Origin of the sequence: Comamonas sp. MYb21 (assembly GCF_037479395.1) — a bacterium.
Taxonomy (GTDB): Bacteria; Pseudomonadota; Gammaproteobacteria; order Burkholderiales; family Burkholderiaceae_C; genus Comamonas.
Genome location: NZ_JBBGZC010000024.1, coordinates 1 through 17944 on the forward strand (window position 1 = coordinate 1; position 17944 = coordinate 17944).

A 17944-nucleotide genomic window follows, 5' to 3' on the forward strand; every position below is an offset into this window, starting at 1 on the left:
CCAGCGGGCTGTACCAGCCGATCAGGCTGCCGGGGCAGCATGCGGATGGAGATACGGGGCTTTATTACAACCGGTATCGGTATTATGAGGCAGGAGGAGGTGATTATGTTAACCAAGACCCTATTGGTTTACATGGAGGGGTCCATACGAGTGGATATGTTCGCAGTCCATTAATAAAATCTGATTCTTTAGGTCTTATAGAAGAGCTTGCTCACATTTGGAATATCGGGCCATTAGATGCATGGAACACCAGGGCTGATAATGCAGAAGCATTAAAAAGGTCTCAGGAAAAGTTTCCAAATCATGAGCTTCATAATGGGACTGGAGATGCATTTAGACATTGCTATTGGTCCTGCGTAATGAGTCTAAGAATGGGGACTGAACAGGCAAAAAAAGTAGGCGATACCCATGAAGTATACGGGACTAAAAAACGAAAACAACCTAAAAAAGAAGAAATCATGGACTATCATAATAATAGCAAGGGGCGTGAATGCTCAGCTTTCTCCACTAATAATAATGATTGTGAAATGAAATGCGATGAGAAGTTGGGAAGTGGGGAACTCTGGTTTATTGACAAGGCAACAGGATTGCTTGATACAACAATAAAAATACCATGAAAATTTTGAATATCATTTTGTATATTTTTTGTTGCGTTCTGATCTTTTTAATTCAGGGTAGTCAAGAGATTAATGTCAAATATGATTACATTTGCATATTTCCCCCATACACTTCAAAAAAATATATTGAGAGAGAAATGGAAAAATATTTGATTTCTAGTAATTATCTGCGATTTTTCGAACCATCGGTGGATGATGGAGTGATTACGCGAGCAGCAATTTATAATCACAAGCTAATTTATATTAAAAATGAAATGAGAGAAGATGGATTAAATTATAAGGACGGTTGTTGGCGCAATGACTAACCACCAAATGCACTTTGTATGCATTATTCTTTTCTGCTCTAAGACGATAATTCTGGATATACAGTGGTTAGGCAAGCATGCTGGTATTGCTATAACAGGGGAGGCATCGAATTCGGGCCTATTTGGAGTGGGGAAATATGCACTATCAATAGGCGGATATCCAAGAAATATTTTCCTCAGGCAGCAGCCGTTCCTGGGACCATAAACAATACAGCAGGCTTTTACAGATCGACCCCTGGTACGTTTATTCAACCTACATTGGGCGGGGCAGTTCAACTCGGTGCAACTAATGCAGCATATGGGATATGGGTAAATATAGATAAATTAGATTGCCCGTGCAAATAAAAATCAAATTGGATACTAATGAAAATTAGTAAAGAAAACTATTCCCGTTTGAAATCCTTTGGGATAATTATTGGAGTCGCATTTTATTTTGCTGGAGTAGTAATAGATATTGTATATAAAAGTTCATTTTATTTTTTTCTCGGTTGTTTTTTGGCTTGGTTCCTTAACTATGGCCTGATCAGGTGGGTGCTGATTAGATTTACTGATGAAGAGGATGAGGCTTGCTAATGTTTCAAATAAACTCTCTATCGCCTTGGTCAAGATCTTTCAGCTGGACTAGGATTTAGTGGGTGATTATTTTTCGGCGCTTGACGAGATTTTTGTTTATGAATAAGTATATTGTCTCGGCAATCATTTCGCTGATTTCTGGTTTGTCTAATGCCAAAGATTGGATTTATTATGATATTAGATATCCAGAAAATCAATTTCATTTGAATCAAAATCCTCAATATAGCGCCTGGCATCACTCTGTTGGCAATGTCGAATTTTGTCCAGAGGCAAATGGATTTTATTGCTTTGATGCAGAAAATTTAAAATTTGCAGTTCCGAAGGAATTGAATAGGCATATGGAGTCTTGAGTTTTTGACGGTATTAAATATAATATTTCAGGAATAAGTAATAGATCTATTCTAGGTAAAAAATATCTCGCTTACTTGATAGATAGAGATTTCGAAGTATATAAGTTGAGGTTTATTTACACTAAAGAGGCCGGTCTCATTGCGATAGCGACTATAGGAGAAAAACAAGGGATGTTTTTATTATTGGCTGGAAATTGCGGATATGCGGCGCCAGCCACATGCTACCAAGAAAAATAAACGCTAATGCCTGATCCGCACCGAACGCTTCAAAAATCGTTTCGCCATAGACGACACCGGCGCAGCCCAACCAATAATTGCTGCTATGAGCTTTTTTCGGAGGATGTGTAGGGGGAGTCGCTATGCCTTACATGTGAGCCTAAGTGTGAATAAATATCAACGCCATATCGAAATAATTGAGCAAGTGCTTTGGCCTAGAGGTATTAACGGTTTGGTTGTTTTTTTAACCGGATTATTCTGTGCATTGTTCTTGTCTAATTTCTCATTTCAGGATATGAATGATTATAGAAAAATTTACCGATGGCATGCGAATGATGCATCTATTGAAGAACTAATTGTTAAAAATAGCTTGCTTCGTATGAAATACAAATATAAAGTCGGAGAGTATTGTTACATTAATTCAAAACTAGATGCAAAAGGGCTCTCTAAGGTCGAAGTCAGCGATAGTCAGAGACTTCAGCTTGAGGAAATGAAGAGTGATGGAAAATCAATAGTGGTAAAGTACAATCCCAAAAACCCTAGTGATTCGGTATATATAATAGATCCTAATGAAATTTACTACGGCTTATTCATTGCTGTGTTCTCGCTGTATAGCTTACTTGTTTATATGTTAGTCATAATGATTAAATTAAAGAAATATATAAAAGGGCGTGGTAGGTGTCAATAATTTGAGTTCCCGGATTTGTAATTTATATATTTAGCGGAAGGGTCGGCACACCCAGGTTCAAGGAACGCCCATGACTCAAATATTGCCCCCGTCAACCTCCCTCAGTCCCCCATCTAACTTGAGCGCCGTACGCCAGACGCAACTGCCGCTACCATGGGGCCATGGACCAAGCTGTGGCTGCCTCTCTTTCCCCCACCGTGCTCGACTGGCAGGAGCGCGTTCGATCGGCGCATGCCCACAAGACGCCGCTGCGCATCCGGGGCGGTGGCAGCAAGGATTTTTATGGTGCGCGCCTGGGCGGCGAGGTGTTCGACACCCGCAGCTACAGCGGCATCATCAGCTACGAGCCCAGTGAGTTGGTCGTGACCGTGCGGGCCGGCACAGCGCTGGCGGCGCTGGAAGCGAGCCTGGCCGAATGCGGCCAGTGCCTGGCCTTTGACCCGCCGCATTTTGGCCCGGAGGCCACGGTGGGTGGCATGGTGGCGGCCGGCCTGTCGGGCCCCTCGCGGGCGGCGGTGGGCGCGGTGCGTGACTACATCCTGGGCCTGGAGCTGATCAATGGCCAGGGCGAGCTGCTGCGCTTTGGCGGCCAGGTGATGAAGAACGTGGCGGGCTATGACGTGTCGCGGCTGATGGCCGGTGCCTGGGGCACCCTGGGCCTGCTGACCGACATCAGCCTCAAGGTGCTGCCGATGCAGCGCGCCCAAGCCACCCTGTACTACGAATGCACGGCCCAGCAGGCACTCGACAAGCTCTCGGCCTGGCGCGCCAAGCCGCTGCCCATCAATGCCAGCCTGTGGCAGCAATCGGGCGAGGGTGAGCAAGGCCATCTGCTGGTGCGGCTGCGCGGCGCAGTGGCAGCGGTGCAGTCGGCCCTGGATGGCATGGGCGGCACCATGCTGGACCACGGCCAGGCCGATGCCGCCTGGCTGGCCTGCCGCGAGCAGCAGCTGCCCTGGTTCAGTGCCATGGACCCGAGCCATGCGCTGTGGCGCCTGTCGCTGCCGGCCACCACGCCGGTGCTGCCCTGCACCGAAGAAGGCCTGCAACCCTTGATGGAATGGGGCGGCGCGCTGCGCTGGGTGCAGGCCCCCATGCAGCATGCCCAGGCCTTGCAGGCGCTGGCCACCAGTGTCGGCGGCAGCGCCGTGTGCTTCAGGCCCGGCCCCCAGGTGGGCCTGGTCGCATCCGATGATTTTGGTTTTACGCCTGCCTCGCCCGCACTGCGCCAGGTGCAGCAGCGGCTCAAGCACGCGTTTGACCCCCATGGCATCTTCAACCCTGGGCGCTTGGGCGACTGGGCGCTGAACTAAGCTAATCGAGGCACCCCTGCACCATGCAAACCCAATTAGCCCCCGAATTCAAAGACACCCCCGAAGGCCAGGAGGCCGAGGCCATTTTGCGCAAGTGCGTGCATTGCGGCTTTTGCACGGCCACCTGCCCCACCTACCAGCTGCTGGGCGACGAGCTCGACGGCCCGCGCGGCCGTATCTACCTGATCAAGCAGGTGCTCGAGGGCCAGGAGCCCACGCGCAAGACCCAGACCCACCTGGACCGCTGCCTGACCTGCCGCAATTGCGAATCGACCTGCCCCAGCGGCGTGCAATACGGCAAGCTGCTCGATATCGGCCGCCACATCGTTGACCAGAAGGTGGAACGCCCGACGGCCGAGCGCCTGCAGCGCTGGGCGCTGCGCAAGGGCATGGTCTCCAAGGCCTTTGGCCCGGCGCTGGCGCTGGGGCGGCTGGCCCGCCCGGTGCTGCCTGCCGCGCTGAAGGCCAAGCTGGCGCGCGTACCGCGTGCCGGCAAGTGGCCGACGCGCACGCATGAGCGCAAGGTGCTGATGCTGGCCGGCTGCGTGCAGCCGGTGATGCTGCCCAATATCAATGCGGCCGCTGCCCGGGTGCTCGATGCTGTGGGCATCCAGACCTTGATCACGCCGGCCGCTGCCTGCTGCGGCGCGGTGCGGCAGCACCTGAGCGACCCGCAGGGCGCGCTGGCGCAGGCGCGCGCCAATATCGATGCCTGGTGGCCCCATGTGGAGAGCCAGCAGGTCGAAGCGATTGTGACCACGGCTTCTGGCTGCGGCGTGATGGTCAAGGACTACGGCCACCTGCTGCGCCATGACAGCGCCTATGCCGCGCGTGCCGCTGCGATTGGCGCGCTGGCGCGTGACCTTTGCGAGCTGCTGCCCGACATGCTGCCCGAGCTGGAGCAGCGCCTGCAAGGCCAGCTGAACCTGCCTGAAGCCCCCTTGGCCTACCACCCGCCCTGCACCTTGCAGCATGGCCAAAAGTTGCGCGGCGGGGTGGAGACCAGCCTGCGCCGCCTGGGCTTTGACATCCGCGTCTCGCGGGTGGAATCGCACCTGTGCTGCGGCTCGGCCGGCACCTATTCGCTGCTGCAACCCGAGATTGCGCACCAGCTGCGCGACCGCAAGATCGGCACCCTGAACCAGGCCTGCAGCGATGCGCCGCCCGCCGCGATTCTGTCGGCCAATATCGGCTGTATCTCGCATTTGCAGTCGGGCACCGATGTGCCGGTGCGTCACTGGATCGAGGTGATCGACGAGGCGCTGGCGCCCGCCAAGGCCCAGCGCTGAAGCGGCTCAGACGGCCAGTGCCAGGCCGTCCTTGCGGTGGTCGGAGGCGCCGCAGAGCTGGCCATCGGGCAGGCGCCAGATGCACTGCGCGCCGCCAAAATCGCTGCGCCCGCCCAGCTCACCTTCGCCGCTGGGCTCGCGGTAGCCCTGGGCCCGCAGCGCGGCGGTGATCGCGGGTGGCATGCCGGCTTCCACCGCCAGCACCCGGCCGCCTTCCAGGCGCCAGCGCGGCTGGTTCATGGCCGGCTGCGGTGCCTCGCCGCCTGCCAGCATGCGGCACAGCAGCTGCACCTGGCCTTGGGGCTGCATCGCGCCGCCCACCACGCCAAACACACCGAGGAATTGGCCATTGCGCGTGGCCGCGCCCGGCACCACGGTGTGGTAGGGGCGTTTGCCGGGCGCCGGCCCATTGATATGGCCAGGCTGCGAAAAGCCATGGCCCCGGTTTTGCAGCACAAAGCCGCCTTCAGCTACGCCGATGCCCGAGCCAAAGCGCTTGAACACGCTGCTCATCAGGCTGATGGCCAGGCCATCGCCATCGACCACGGTGGTGCAGACGGTGTTACCGGCCGGGTCGGCCACGGTCTGCTGGGCATGGGCCATCGCGGCCTCCATTGCCTGCACCAGCGCGACCTGGGTGGCCGCGCTGGCCATGTCGATGGCCTGGTCCTGCATCGCAGCGAGCGCATGGAGCACGGCCACGCCATGGGTGTTGGGCGGGCATTCGTAGATGGTGGCGCCGCGGAACGAGGTGCTCACTGGCGTGCAGAAGTTGCCCTGGTGGGCGCTGAAATCTGCAGCGGCCAATACACCACCCGCTGCCTGCACCGCAGCGGCGCAGGCGGCGGGGATGGCACCCGCATAAAAGGCCTGCGGCCCCTGCGCAGCGACGGCCTGCAGCAAGCGGGCCAGCGCCGGGTTGTCAAAGCGCTCGCCTGCGCGAGGCGGGGCATCGGCGCGGTACAGGGCGGCGCTGGCCGCGTCGCGGGCAATCACCGGCTGGAACAGCGCCCATTCGCGCGCAGCAACGGGGGCCACCGCAAAGCCCTGGCTGGCGGCCTGCACGGCGGCATCGAACAGCTGCGCCCAAGGCCGTTTGCCAAAGCGCTGGTGCAGATCCCACCAGCCTTGCACGACGCCCGGCGTGGTGACGGACAGCGGGTGGCGCTCGGGGATGCGGCGCTGGGGCAGGGCCTCGACCAGAGCCGCCGTCAAAGCCTGGGGCGCACGCCCGGTGCCGTTGTAGGCCAGCGGTGCCTGGCCTGGCGGCACCAGCATGGCCAGCAGGTCGCCGCCCACGCCGGTGGCCATCGGCTCGACAACGCCCAGCACCGCATCGGCGGCAATCGCGGCATCGACGGCCGAGCCGCCTTGCTGCAGCTGGGCCTGCGCGGCCACTGCGGCCAGCGGGTGGCCGGTGGCCAGCATCGCGCCCCGGCCCAGCACGCCGGCTGCGGCTGGCAGGTCTTGGCGGTGCAATTGCGTCATCTCAACCGCCCCAGAGTGCGACAGCAGTGAAGACGGCGGCCAGCAGGCCGAGCACCACCGGTATCAGCAGCGCCCGGGCCAGCTCCAGCACATTCACCCGGGCAAAGCCTGCGACGGCGATCAGCGAGGACCAGGCGATCAAGGTGCCGCCACCGGTCCATACGGAGCCCATCTGGCCCAGGGCCGCCAACGCGGATACATCCATGCCCGAGGCCGGGCCCAGCGCACCGGCGATGGTGCCGGTCAGCGGCAGGCCCGAGAAGCCCGAGCCATCAATGCCGGTGATCATGCCCATGATGAGCACGCCGAACGACACCAGCAGCTGGCTGTCGGGAATCAGGTGCTGGCCGGCTTGCACCAGCTCGAACAGCAGGCTGGGAGGCGTGGTTCCTGGTGCAATGCCTAGGATGGCACCGGCCGTCTCGCCCGAGCCGATAAAGAAGAAACCGGCAATCGGCAGCACCGAGCCCATGGCCTTGAACGCAAACACAAAGCCGTCGGTCACATGGTCGGCCGCGCCATCGAGCATCTTGCGAAAGCCTCGGGCTGCGGTGGTCGCCCAGATCATCAGCAGTGCCGCGACGCCGCCGATCAGCATGGCCGCATCGCCGCCCTTAAGCTCGGCCACGGCGGTGCTGAACTTGGGCGCGACCATCACCAGAATCACCAGCAAAAAGGCCAGCGGGGTGAGCACGGCAAACAGCTTGGAGGCCGAGGCCAGCGGCTGGGTCTTGCGCAGCTCGGCTTCGAGCTCGGAATTGGTGCCCAGGTCGCCCTCATGGGCGGTGCCCTTGGCGATCTCGGCCTTGTCGAACGGGCCGGCACCTTCCATCTGCGCGTCAATGCTGGCGGGGTTCAGCTCCCAGCGCTCCAGCAGGGCGTTGTCGCTGGGCACGATGAGCTTGCGCACCTTGAAGTACGACAGGAACAGCGCAATCATGCCGACCACCCAGGACAGCAGCAAGGCCTTGTCGCCCACCGCCACCGCACTGATGCCGCCAGCGGCCTTGGCGCTGATGCCCGGCGCCACGCCAATCACATAGTCGGATGACAGTGCCATGCCCTGGCCGGCAATCGCAATGGCCATCGCCCCTGCAATGGGCGGCAGGCCCGCCGCGATCGCTGCCGGCAGCAGCACCGCTGCCACCAGTGGCACGGCTGGCGTGGGCCAGAAGAACAGCGAGATCAGGTAGGTGACCAGTGCCAGGATGAAATAGGCGGCATGGCCGTTTTTCATCACCGCACGAAAGGGCTTGACCATGCGGATGTCCGAGCCCAGGTCCTTGAGCGCATTGAGCAGGGCCGTCATCAGCGCAATGATCAGGAAGATGTTGAACAGCTCCTTGGCCGCCACCATGCTGGCACTGAATATGCTTCCTATCCCGGTGATGGCGCTGCCGCTCCAGGCGAAGGCGACAACGACGGTAGCCAGTATCGATGGCACCACCACATTGGCACGGAAGGCCATGGTCAAGATGATGACCAGCACCCCGGCGAGGTAGGCCCAGTGCGCAGGGCCTATAGAGACTGACGGATCCATCGTGGCTACTCCTTAGAATGATTAACAGCCAATTTGTATACTAAATACAATGAAGCAAAAAATCATCAGGGAATACCAGAAATATTGCATTGCAACATGCGATAAACCCGGGCTAAATGTGAAGAAACGCCGTTTTCGTATACAAAGATGGGGATTTCAGGGTGGATCTGCGCGATGAAGGCGTTTGCATGCCTAGCGCTATGGTGGTGTCAGAGTCTTGTTTTTTTAGGGATTTGCGAGGCGCATCAAAGGCTTGGATAGTGCAGGGTTATGGATCCAGATCAAGGACATGGATTTGTACACTGGATACACTAGGGTTACTACTAGGTTATCCAGGAGCTATCCCATGAAGAACATTGCTTCCCAAGCGGTGGTTGCCCAGCAAGACGATCTGCTGGTACTGCGTGAGCCCCGCCAAGCCTTGCTGCCGGCATCGCTGGGCTGGTTGTCGGCGGTGGAAAACGCCTTTGTGCGCTGGCAGGCCAAGCGCCTGGCCGAGCTGGAGCCGGGCCGCCTGTGGGCCCAGGCACTGCAAGATACGCGCTCGTTGGCCGAGATCCGCCGCGCCCGGCGCTGAGCGCAGATTTCTGTATACAAGGCAAGGCAAAGACGCTGCAAACCCTGGCTGGGCATGTAAACTGGGCGCGACCCTGAGCGGCGCGTTGCAGCCAATGCGCTGGCCCGGGGCTTGCAACGTACCGAACGGACCGACTTTCATGCCCATTGCCAACGGAGACAAAAAACCTGGACTCAACCACTCGCCGCTGACCCAGCAGCTGGTGGAGGCCTTGCGCGAGAAGATCATGTCGGGCGAGCTGGCCTCGGGCGAGCGGCTGGTGGAAGAGCGTCTGTCCGAGGAGTTTTCGGTCTCGCGCATGCCCGTGCGTGAGGCCTTGCGCCAGCTGGCCGCCAGCGGCCTGGTGATCATCGAGCCCCGGCGCGGTGCCTCGGTCGCCAAGTTCCATGGCGATCTGCTGCGCGAGTTGGTCGAGGTGCGCGCCACCCTGGAGGCGCTCAATGCGCGCCTGGCCGCCAAGCGCCATGACCCCGAGCAGATTGCTGCGCTGGAGGCCTTGCTGGCCGAGGGCACGAAGAACGCCCATTCGGGCGATGGCGATGTGCTGGCGGTGCTGAACCAGAAGTTCCACCTGGCGCTGGGCAAGATCGCCGCCAACTCGGTGCTGCAAGAGGTGATGCTGTCCTTGCGCGACCGCACCGAGGTGCTGTTTGCGCCGCGCAGCCAGGCGCGTGCGCCGCAGAACTGGGAGGAGCATGCCGCCATCCTGCGCGCCGTGATCAAAGGCGACCCCGAGCTGGCCGGCCTGCTGGCCGCGCGCCATATCTACAACGCGGCCGGCATCGAGCCCTGAGGTCCGCGTTTACGATTGGCTGGCCAGGTGGTTCTGGTAGGCCACACCCGCCAGCGCAATATCTTCCAAACCCACGCCCACGGCCTTGTAGAGCCGGATGCCCGGCTGCGCGCTGATGGCATGGCGGCCGCTGACGATATCGCCCAGCTCCACCAGCTTGTCCGCGAGCGACAGGCCCGGGTCGGCCAGCACCAGGTCGCCTGCTTCGCTCGTTGCCTGCTTTTTCCATTCCACCGCAATCAGCTGCGCGCGTGCCAGCAAGGCATCGTCGAGCTCGCGGGTGTGGGGCAGGCTGGAGCCAATGGCGGCGACCAGCGCATGGGGGGCGACATGTTCCCCGTTGAACAGTGGCTCCTTGGCGCGTGAGGCGGTGACGATGATGTCCGCCTCGCCCACGCCCTGGGTGTGCGCCACGCGGCGGATCTGCGCCTCGGGCAAACCGGTCAGCTGCGCCAGGCGTGCTTCCAGCCCGCTGGGCGCATAGGGGTCAAACACATCGATGCGCTGCAGCCCGAAGTGCTGCACCATCTGCTGCGCATGGGCGAGGCCCTGCACGCCAGCGCCGCACAGGAACAGATGGCGCGCGTTGGCGGGCGCCAGGTGCTGGGCCACCAGCACCGTGGTGGCGGCGGTGCGCAGGCGCGTGATGGCATTGGCATCCAAGGTGGCCAGCGGCGCGCCGGTCTCGGTCGAGAACAGCAGGATGACAAAGTTGAACTGGCCGGCAATGGTGGTGTAGACCTTGGCGCCGGTCACCCCTTGCGCGGGAATGACGGCGCCCAGGGTAGAGAGCTTGACGCCCCCGGCATCGGTGCGCTCGCGCGCTTGCATGGCCGCTTCGCCCGCGCCAAAGGCAGCAAAGGCGCGGTGCATGGCCTGCAGGGCTTGGTCGGTGGACACCAGGGTGTCCACCATGGCATCGGTGATGTGCAGCATGGTGTGTGGTGGGGTGATGGGTGGGTGGGTTGGCGTGGGAATGCGCTCAGAGCCAGACGCGCAGCAGGATGATGCAGGCGCTGATGGCGGCGGTGCCCAGCAGCCAGCGGCGGATGGTGGCTTTGGAGATATGGCGGGCCAGGCGGTTGGAGGCGAGAAAACCGCCCAGCATCCAGGGCAGCAGCACCAGGCTGAGCAGCCACTGGCCGCTGCCCATGCGCCCGACCCAGGCGAGCGCGCTGAGCGAGACGATGGTGCCGGCAAAAAAGACCACGCCTAGCGTGGAGCGCATCGTCGCCGGTGCCAGGTGCTGCATCGCAATCGCAAACGGCGGGCCGCCCGCGGCGGTGATGGTGCCCATGATGCCGCTGGCCACACCGGCAATCGACAGGTTGGTGGTGCTGGGCTGCACGCGCCAGCCTAGGGTGCTGAGGCAGACGGCTGCCAGGATCAGCACCGCAAACAGAACGGACAGCGCATGGGCGCTGAACAGCACCAGCAGCCCGGCGGCGGCAAAGGTGCCGATGACGCGGCCGACCAAGGTGGCTGCTGCGACCTGGCGGTTGAGGGCCTCGCGCTCACGCAGATAGGCCAGCAGGGCCAGCGGCGCGCCCACGGCCAGCAAGGGGCCGGGCACCAGCTCGGGGAAGAAGATCGCCGCCAGCGGCGCGCAGAACATCGCATAACCCAGGCCGCCCACGCCCTGCATGGCGGCACCGGCGAGCACCATCAGCCCCATGGCCAGGTAGCGGCCCCAACTCAGGTGCTCGGCCATGGCGGTCCAGGTGCTCATGGCCGGGGCACCCAGCTGACCTTGATGTCGCCGTTGACAAAGGTCTGGCAAGCCAGGCGGTGGCCAGCGGCAAACTCTTCCTCACTGAAATGCTTGCGCTCCTTGGCCTTGATGGCATCGGTGTGGGCCAGGCCTTCCTCGATGCGGCATTTGCAGGTGCCGCACAGGCCCCCGCCGCATTTGAACGGGATACCGCCTTTCTCGCGCAGCGACACGCGCAGCAGGTTGCTGTTTTCCGGAGCTTCGACGGTCTTGTTGTCGTTGCTGACAAAGGTGATGGTGGGCATACGGGGCAATCAGGCAGCGGATGGGGTGGCAGGCGGGGCGGTAAGGGGCGCTGGGGTCAGGGTGGCATCGAGCGCGCCGAACTGGCACAGGTGCTGCAGCTCGCTACGCGCTTGCTCCAGCGAGTCAAAGCGCTCCAGAAACTTGGATGGCACCTGGTTGGTGGTGCCGCCGGGGCCATCCTCGATCACCAGCACCTTGGTCTCGCGCAGCAACTCGCCCACGGCAAAGCGGGCCAGCAGGCGGCCGCAGAAGTGGTAGTCCCAGGCTTCGAGCAGGGTGATGTCGGCATTGGGCTGCGTGCGGTACTGGCCGGGCTTGCTGGTCAAGATCACAAACATGGGCGGTCCTCAGGCTGCAGGGGTGGCGGGCGCTGTGCCTGCGGGCTGGGTGGCGCTGGCGGTACCGGCGTTGGTGGCCGGCAGCGGCACTTGTTCCAGCTCCAGGTCCTGCTCGGGCCAGAGCTGGCAGACCAGGCGGAAGCCCTCGTCCAGATGCGCGCCCAACTGCTTCTTTTCTTTCCAGTTCGGCGCCGGCAAATGCTCAGCCCCCGCCAGCACCTTGCAGGCGCAGGTGGCGCACTTGCCCATGCCGCACTGGTAGGCCAGGTGGGGGTAGGGGAACTGCTTGATCCCCGCGCGCACCACCAGGTTGGCGCCGGTCTTGACCTCGCCTTGGAAGGTCTGTCCGTTCTTGTGAAAGGTGATCTGGGGCATGGCATCCTCCGCATTGCAATTACGTATACTGTATACAACTTGATGTTGTGCTTGTATTAGGGATAACCTGATGCAGTGGGAATTGGGGCTGCATTAGCGCACCTGAAAACGATGGAATATCAAGGGATTTTGGCTGCGGAGTGACAGTGTGTAGCTCTGAGATTTGATGGGGATAGGGGTAAGCACTGAGGCGGAAGAGGGTGTGAAAACATTGACGATGTTTTCTGTATACAGTATTCTAACTTCGTCGCTTGGATCGGTTTGACTTGGCGACGACCCCAACATTTCAGAGGAACCCGCCATGACCAGCACATTGATGAACCGCGACGAATTCCGCGCTGCGCTTGAAAATGCCATCAAGGGCAAGAGCGCCAACAAGGCCCCTTTCAGCGTGGCCTGGGCCACTGGCCGCCTGAGCCGTGAGCACCTGGCGCGCTGGGCCGAGAACCACTACCACTATGTAGGCCCGTTTGCCGACTACCTGGGCTATCTGTATGCCCGCACGCCAGACCATATGACGGAGGCCAAGGACTTTTTGCTGGCCAATATGTATGAGGAAGAGATTGGTGGCGACCGCCACACCGATCTGCTGATCCGCTTTGCCGAGGCCTGCGGCACGACGCGCGAGCGCGTGGTCGACCCCAACAACATGTCGCCCACCACACGCGGCCTGCAGTCCTGGTGCTATGCGATTGCGATGCGCGAAGACCCGGTGGTTGCGGTGGCCGGTCTGGTCGTGGGCCTGGAGTCGCAGGTGCCGTCGATCTACCGCAAGCAGACGCCCACCTTGCGTGACAAGTACGGCTTTACCGATGAAGAGGTCGAGTTCTTTGACCTGCACATCGTCTCGGACGAAATCCATGGCGAGCGTGGCTACCAGATCGTGCTGGAACACGCCAACACGCCCGAGCTGCAAGCCAAATGCCTGCGCATCTGCGAGATTGGTGCCCAGATGCGCCTGCTCTACACGACGGCGCTCTACCACGACTATGTCGCCAAGGACCTGCAGATCTCGCAGGAAGAGCTGCTGGCCGCCTGAGCCTGGCGGCATCCCCTTGCCCCGTGCAGCGGCGCGCCCCTGGCGGCCGCCGCTGTGACCGACCCCCCCACCTCTCCAAGACCTCCGACCATGGCCGACACCGTGCAAACGTTTCTGAACTATATCGACGGCGCCTGGGTGCCCTGCCTGCTGGGCAGCACCTTTGACAACCTCAACCCCGCCGATACCCGCGATGTGGTGGGGCGTTTTCAGGCATCGGGCCCGGCTGACGCCGAGGCGGCCGTGCAGGCGGCGCAAAAAGCCTTTGACGGCTGGCGCAAGCTGGCCATTGGCAAGCGCGCCAAGATCCTCAACGACGCGGCCAGCTACCTGGAACAGAACGTGGAGCAGTTTGCGCAGGAGCTGACGCGCGAGGAGGGCAAGCAGCTGAGCCAGGCGCGCGACGAGTTCTTGCGCAGCGCGCAAACCTTTCGTTTTTATGCCACCGAAGGCCAGACCCTGGGCGGCGAGACCTACCCGCAGGACGATGCCAACCTGCACGTGTTCAGCCACCGCGAGCCGCTGGGCGTGGTGACGGTGATCTCGCCCTGGAACTTCCCCGCGTCCATCCCGGCGCGCAAGCTGGCGCCGGCGCTGATCACCGGCAACACGGTGGTGTTCAAGCCCTCGTCGGATGCGCCGCTCTCGGGCCTGCGCCTGGTCGAGGCGCTGGAGCAGGCGGGTGTGCCGCCTGGTGTGGTCAACTGCGTCACCGGCCGCGCTGGCGAGGTGGGGCCGGTGATCACCAATTCGCAGGCCATCCGCGCGATTTCGTTCACCGGCTCGACGACGGCGGGCACCCAGATCCACCGCACCGTGCACCTCTCCACCCGCTTGCAGATGGAACTGGGCGGCAAGAACCCGCTGATCGTGATGGAGGACGCTGACCTCAACCTGGCGGTGGACCTGGCGATCAAGGGCGGCTTCTCGCTCACCGGCCAGGCCTGCACCGGCACCAGCCGCATTCTGGTGGTGCCCAGCGTGAAGGCGGCCTTTACCGACAAGCTGCTGACGCGCGTGTCCCAGCTCAAGATCGGCAACGGCATGGCACCGGGCATGGACCTGGGCCCTTTGGCGACGGAAAAGCAGCTGCAGACCGTGCAGCGCTACATCGACATCGGCAAGAGCGAGGCGCGCTGGCTCTGCGGCGGTGAGCGGCTCACCGGCGGCGAGTTCGACCATGGCTACTACCTGTCGCCCGCAGTCTTTACCGATGTGAAAAACAGCATGCGCATTGCACAGGAAGAGATCTTCGGCCCGGTGCTGGCGATCATCGAGGTGGCCGATTTTGACGACGCGCTGCGCCAGGCCAACGAGTCGCAGTACGGCCTGTCGGCCAGCATCGTCACGATGAACCCGCGCTACATGCATGTGTTCACCAACGAGATCCAGGCGGGCACCGTCAAGATCAACCGCACGACCACCGGCAATCTGGTCAATGCGCCCTTTGGCGGGCTGAAGAACTCCAGCACCTCCACCTTCCGCGAGTCCGGCCGCGCCGGCCTGGAATTTTTTACCCAGATCAAGACCGTCTACCGCGGTATCTGAACCCCTGACTGCAAGAGGAAACACGATGAAAAGCGCACTGAAACTGGAACTGGCAGAAGCCCGTGTGATGTCCCTGGCCGCACTGGCCAAGGCCAAGGAAATTGGCGTGACCGAGACGGTCTGCATCACCGATGAAGGCGGCTTTCCGCTGGTGCTCGAGCGCATGGATGGCGCCCGCGTCACCGGCCCGCAGATCGCTTGGAACAAGGCCTTCACGGCCGCAGGGCACAAGCGCTCCACGCACCTGTTCAACACCTTGCCCAATGGGCCGGCGTTGCCGGGCAACGAGGCCTTTGGCATCCAGTGGAGCTTTGAGGGCAAGTTTGCGGTCTTCGTGGGCGGCTATCCCATCGTCGTCAACGGCGAGGTGATTGGTGGCGTGGGCCTGTCGGGCGGCAATGGCGAGCAGGACACCGCCTGTGGCGTGGCCGCCTTGCAGGCGCTGAAAGACCACCTGGGCGCCACCGCCGATGTGCTGGTGCAGGCCGACATCAAGAAATAAGCGCCAGGGACAACCGAGCTGAGGTCTGCGATGAACTACCGCGTACAGTGGCTGCAGACGCAGCAATCGTTTGACGTGGGCGCCGATGAATCGGTGCTCGACGCCGCCACGCGCCAGGGCGTGGCGCTGCCCCATGACTGCACTTTTGGCGGCTGCGGCAGCTGCCGCATAAAGGTCGAAGAGGGCCAGTTTGCCTATGCCGATGGCGAGCTGCCGCTGGCCATGGGCGAAGACGAGCACGCCCAGGGCTATGCGCTGGCCTGCCAGGCCCGGGCGCACTCCGACCTGGTCATCAGCGTCGCGACCGGGCCGGACAGCTCCGCACCCACCCGGGTGCGGGCCACCGTGGCCGAGCTGCGCATGCACACGCCCGATATCTACCACCTGGCGCTCGACCTGCCCGAGGACCATGGCCTGCGCTATGTGCCGGGCCAGTACCTGAACATCTGCCTGCCTGGTGGTGCGCACCGCAGCTTCTCGATGGCCACACCGCCGCAGGGCCGGCGCGTCAGCCTGCAGATCCGCAAGATTGCTGGCGGGCGCTTTACCGATGGCCTGCTGGCGACGACGGCAGTGGGTGATGTGCTGGAGGTGGAACTGCCCCATGGCAGCTTTCACTACCGCGCGCAGGACTACCAACCCATGGTGTTTGCCGCCACCGGCACCGGCTTTGCGCCGATCAAGGCGATTCTCGAATCGCTGCTGGGCGATGCCGACTGCCCGCCGATCCACTTCTACTGGGGCATGCGCAGTGAGGCCGATCTTTATTTGCTCGATGAGATCGCGGCCTGGGCGGGGCAGCTGTATGAGTTCACTTTTGTGCCGGTGCTCTCGCGCCCGTCCGATCGCTGGACTGGCCGGCGCGGCTATGTGCAGGACGCCATTGCCGAGGACTTCGAGGACCTGTCCGAGTATTCGATCTATCTGTGTGGATCGCCCTCTATGATTGCCGATGCGAAAGCGCTGATGGCGCTGTCGGGCGCGGCGCTGGACAAGATCTACAGCGACAGCTTCATCTTCCAGAACGAAGCGGCCGCCGTGGCCGAGTTGAGCGAACAAAGCTGAGGAACACCACACCATGGATCTGGGATTGACGGGCAAGGCCGCGCTGGTCTGGGGCGGCAGCAAGGGCATGGGCTATGCAGCGGCACGCCAGCTGGCGCTGGAAGGGGTGGACGTGGTGATCGCCGCGCGCACTGAAAGCAGCTTGCAGGCGGCGGCGCAGGCCTTGTCGGCAGAATGTGGCCGCCCCGTGCGCTATGTGGTGGCCGATATCACCCAGAAGGCGGGGCGTGAGGCCGCGCTGGCTGCCTGCCCGCAGCCGGACATTCTGGTCAACAACTCGGACGGCTACCCGCCCGGCGACTTCCGGGATTGGACGGACGAGACCTGGCACGCGGCGCTGGACATGATGATGGTCGGCCCCATCGACATGATGCGCCGCGTGGTCGATGGCATGCAGCAGCGCGGCTACGGGCGCATCATCAATATCGTCTCGCGCAGCGTCAAGGCGGCGCATGCCGAGCTGGGCCTGTCCAACGGCGCGCGCTCGGGCCTGGTCGGTTTTGTCGCGGGCCTGGCGCGCCAGACGGTGCGCCACAACGTCACCATCAACAATGTGCTGCCCGGCGCATTCGACACCGATGCCCAGGCCCGCCACATCGACAAGCTCGCCCAGCAAAGCGGCCGCTCGCCGGCCGAGGTGCGCCAAAGCCGCGAGGCCGCCAACCCCGCAGGCCGCTTTGGCCAGCCCGAAGAAGTCGGCGCGCTGATCGCCTACCTGGCATCGCAGCACACCGGCTATGTGACCGGGCAGAGCTGGCTGATCGACGGGGGCGAGTATCCGGGCACTTATTGACAAAGGACAAAGCCGGGGCTGCTGGGTGGCCTGGCTTTGCCATGCAAGCGCGCAGCTGGCCTTGTCTGCGTCCGTTCTAAAGCCCTGCTGCGGTGTGCAGCTGCTTACGGGGCGATGGGCTTGATTCGTTATACTTGCAGTCTTGCCTTGGGTGATCCAGGGCGTTTTGCTTTTTACCGGTGCAGCTGCTCTTGGCGGGTCTGCACTTTTTTCTGCGCCAGCCTCTGTTTATGACCGAACCGACCCTCCCCACCTCTTCTGATGCTTCCGCACCGGCACCAGCTGCGGCAGCGCCCGCAGCGGGCGGTGATACGCGTCGCCAGCCCAAGCAGGAGCGCCGCGAGCGCCCTGCAGGCCAAGCGCCGGTGCTGAACTCGGCCATGGCCGATGCACTGCGCGCGGCCACCAAGGGCCACGCGCTGGAAGTGGCTGCTGCGCCAGCAGCCCCGGTTGAGGCCGATGCCGCGCCGGTGCAGCGCCAGGCGCGCAGCGAGCGCCCCGCCCGCACGGGCCAGGCG

The 17944-nt window shown here is 61.7% G+C and carries 19 protein-coding genes and 1 pseudogene; 13 read left to right on the forward strand and 7 right to left on the reverse strand.

The window, feature by feature from the left end; all coding sequences use genetic code 11:
• The 5 genes from WH367_RS24135 to glcF form a co-directional block, all read left to right on the forward strand.
• Nucleotides 1-617: RHS repeat-associated core domain-containing protein (locus WH367_RS24135; protein WP_339537980.1), on the forward strand; the 617-nt coding region annotated here is incomplete at its 5' end.
• 976 nt (nt 618-1593) lie between these two features.
• Nucleotides 1594-1845 carry a hypothetical protein gene (locus WH367_RS24140; RefSeq protein WP_339537981.1) on the forward strand — a complete coding sequence of 84 codons (252 nt, stop codon included), beginning with the start codon at nt 1594-1596 and terminating at the stop codon, nt 1843-1845.
• Nucleotides 1846-2227: 382 nt separating this feature from the next.
• A complete protein-coding gene (locus tag WH367_RS24145) occupies nt 2228-2749 on the forward strand; it encodes a hypothetical protein (protein WP_339537982.1) in 522 nt (173 codons plus the stop codon).
• 173 nt (nt 2750-2922) lie between these two features.
• The gene (gene glcE, locus WH367_RS24150) at nt 2923-4062 is read left to right on the forward strand and encodes a glycolate oxidase subunit GlcE (protein ID WP_339537983.1); all 1140 of its coding nucleotides are present in this window, start codon (nt 2923-2925) and stop codon (nt 4060-4062) included.
• Between the two features lie 23 nt (nt 4063-4085).
• Nucleotides 4086-5351 (forward strand): glycolate oxidase subunit GlcF, encoded by a 1266-nt coding sequence (gene glcF, locus WH367_RS24155; protein WP_339537984.1) that lies wholly within the window; start codon nt 4086-4088, stop codon nt 5349-5351.
• A gap of 6 nt (nt 5352-5357) precedes the next feature.
• On the opposite strand, the gene WH367_RS24160 is transcribed toward glcF, so the two are convergent.
• Both WH367_RS24160 and WH367_RS24165 read right to left on the reverse strand, forming a co-directional pair.
• A complete protein-coding gene (locus tag WH367_RS24160) occupies nt 5358-6839 on the reverse strand; it encodes a gamma-glutamyltransferase family protein (protein WP_339537986.1) in 1482 nt (493 codons plus the stop codon).
• Nucleotide 6840: 1 nt separating this feature from the next.
• A complete protein-coding gene (locus tag WH367_RS24165; protein ID WP_339537987.1) occupies nt 6841-8379 on the reverse strand; it encodes a hypothetical protein in 1539 nt (512 codons plus the stop codon).
• 346 nt (nt 8380-8725) lie between these two features.
• On the opposite strand from WH367_RS24165, the gene WH367_RS24170 reads away from it, so the two are divergent.
• Both WH367_RS24170 and WH367_RS24175 read left to right on the forward strand, forming a co-directional pair.
• A complete protein-coding gene (locus WH367_RS24170; RefSeq protein WP_339516660.1) occupies nt 8726-8956 on the forward strand; it encodes a hypothetical protein in 231 nt (76 codons plus the stop codon).
• 139 nt (nt 8957-9095) lie between these two features.
• Entirely contained in the window at nt 9096-9749 is a 654-nt protein-coding gene (locus tag WH367_RS24175; RefSeq protein ID WP_021024713.1) for a GntR family transcriptional regulator, read from the forward strand.
• 9 nt (nt 9750-9758) lie between these two features.
• On the opposite strand, the gene WH367_RS24180 is transcribed toward WH367_RS24175, so the two are convergent.
• The 5 genes from WH367_RS24180 to WH367_RS24200 are packed head-to-tail and all read right to left on the reverse strand — an operon-like array spanning nt 9759 to nt 12479.
• On the reverse strand, nt 9759-10685 hold the full coding sequence (locus WH367_RS24180; RefSeq protein ID WP_339537988.1) for an ornithine cyclodeaminase family protein: 927 nt from the start codon (nt 10683-10685) through the stop codon (nt 9759-9761).
• A gap of 46 nt (nt 10686-10731) precedes the next feature.
• Nucleotides 10732-11478, reverse strand: a complete 747-nt coding sequence (locus tag WH367_RS24185; protein ID WP_339537989.1) for a sulfite exporter TauE/SafE family protein — start codon at nt 11476-11478, stop codon at nt 10732-10734.
• Complete coding sequence (locus WH367_RS24190) at nt 11475-11765, reverse strand: 2Fe-2S iron-sulfur cluster binding domain-containing protein (protein ID WP_339516654.1); 291 nt, start codon at nt 11763-11765, stop codon at nt 11475-11477. Before WH367_RS24190 ends, WH367_RS24185 begins: the two co-directional genes overlap by 4 nt.
• Before the next feature lie 9 nt (nt 11766-11774).
• The gene (locus tag WH367_RS24195; RefSeq protein ID WP_339516652.1) at nt 11775-12104 is read right to left on the reverse strand and encodes a ferredoxin; all 330 of its coding nucleotides are present in this window, start codon (nt 12102-12104) and stop codon (nt 11775-11777) included.
• A 9-nt stretch (nt 12105-12113) separates the two neighbouring features.
• A complete protein-coding gene (locus tag WH367_RS24200) occupies nt 12114-12479 on the reverse strand; it encodes a 2Fe-2S iron-sulfur cluster-binding protein (protein WP_021024718.1) in 366 nt (121 codons plus the stop codon).
• 301 nt (nt 12480-12780) lie between these two features.
• Here WH367_RS24200 and WH367_RS24205 point away from each other — a divergent pair, with 301 nt between their 5' ends.
• The 6 genes and pseudogenes from WH367_RS24205 to WH367_RS24230 all read left to right on the forward strand — a co-directional run.
• The gene (locus tag WH367_RS24205; protein ID WP_116927629.1) at nt 12781-13518 is read left to right on the forward strand and encodes a TenA family transcriptional regulator; all 738 of its coding nucleotides are present in this window, start codon (nt 12781-12783) and stop codon (nt 13516-13518) included.
• 90 nt (nt 13519-13608) lie between these two features.
• Entirely contained in the window at nt 13609-15066 is a 1458-nt protein-coding gene (locus WH367_RS24210) for an aldehyde dehydrogenase family protein (RefSeq protein WP_339537991.1), read from the forward strand.
• Between the two features lie 25 nt (nt 15067-15091).
• Nucleotides 15092-15568: a GlcG/HbpS family heme-binding protein gene (locus WH367_RS24215; RefSeq protein WP_116927572.1), complete on the forward strand. Its 477-nt coding sequence runs from the start codon at nt 15092-15094 to the stop codon at nt 15566-15568.
• 30 nt (nt 15569-15598) lie between these two features.
• Nucleotides 15599-16633 (forward strand): 2Fe-2S iron-sulfur cluster-binding protein, encoded by a 1035-nt coding sequence (locus WH367_RS24220; RefSeq protein WP_339537990.1) that lies wholly within the window; start codon nt 15599-15601, stop codon nt 16631-16633.
• A gap of 13 nt (nt 16634-16646) precedes the next feature.
• A complete protein-coding gene (locus WH367_RS24225; protein ID WP_021024723.1) occupies nt 16647-17426 on the forward strand; it encodes an SDR family oxidoreductase in 780 nt (259 codons plus the stop codon).
• 230 nt (nt 17427-17656) lie between these two features.
• Nucleotides 17657-17944: pseudogene (locus WH367_RS24230) on the forward strand (hypothetical protein); the annotation flags it as partial.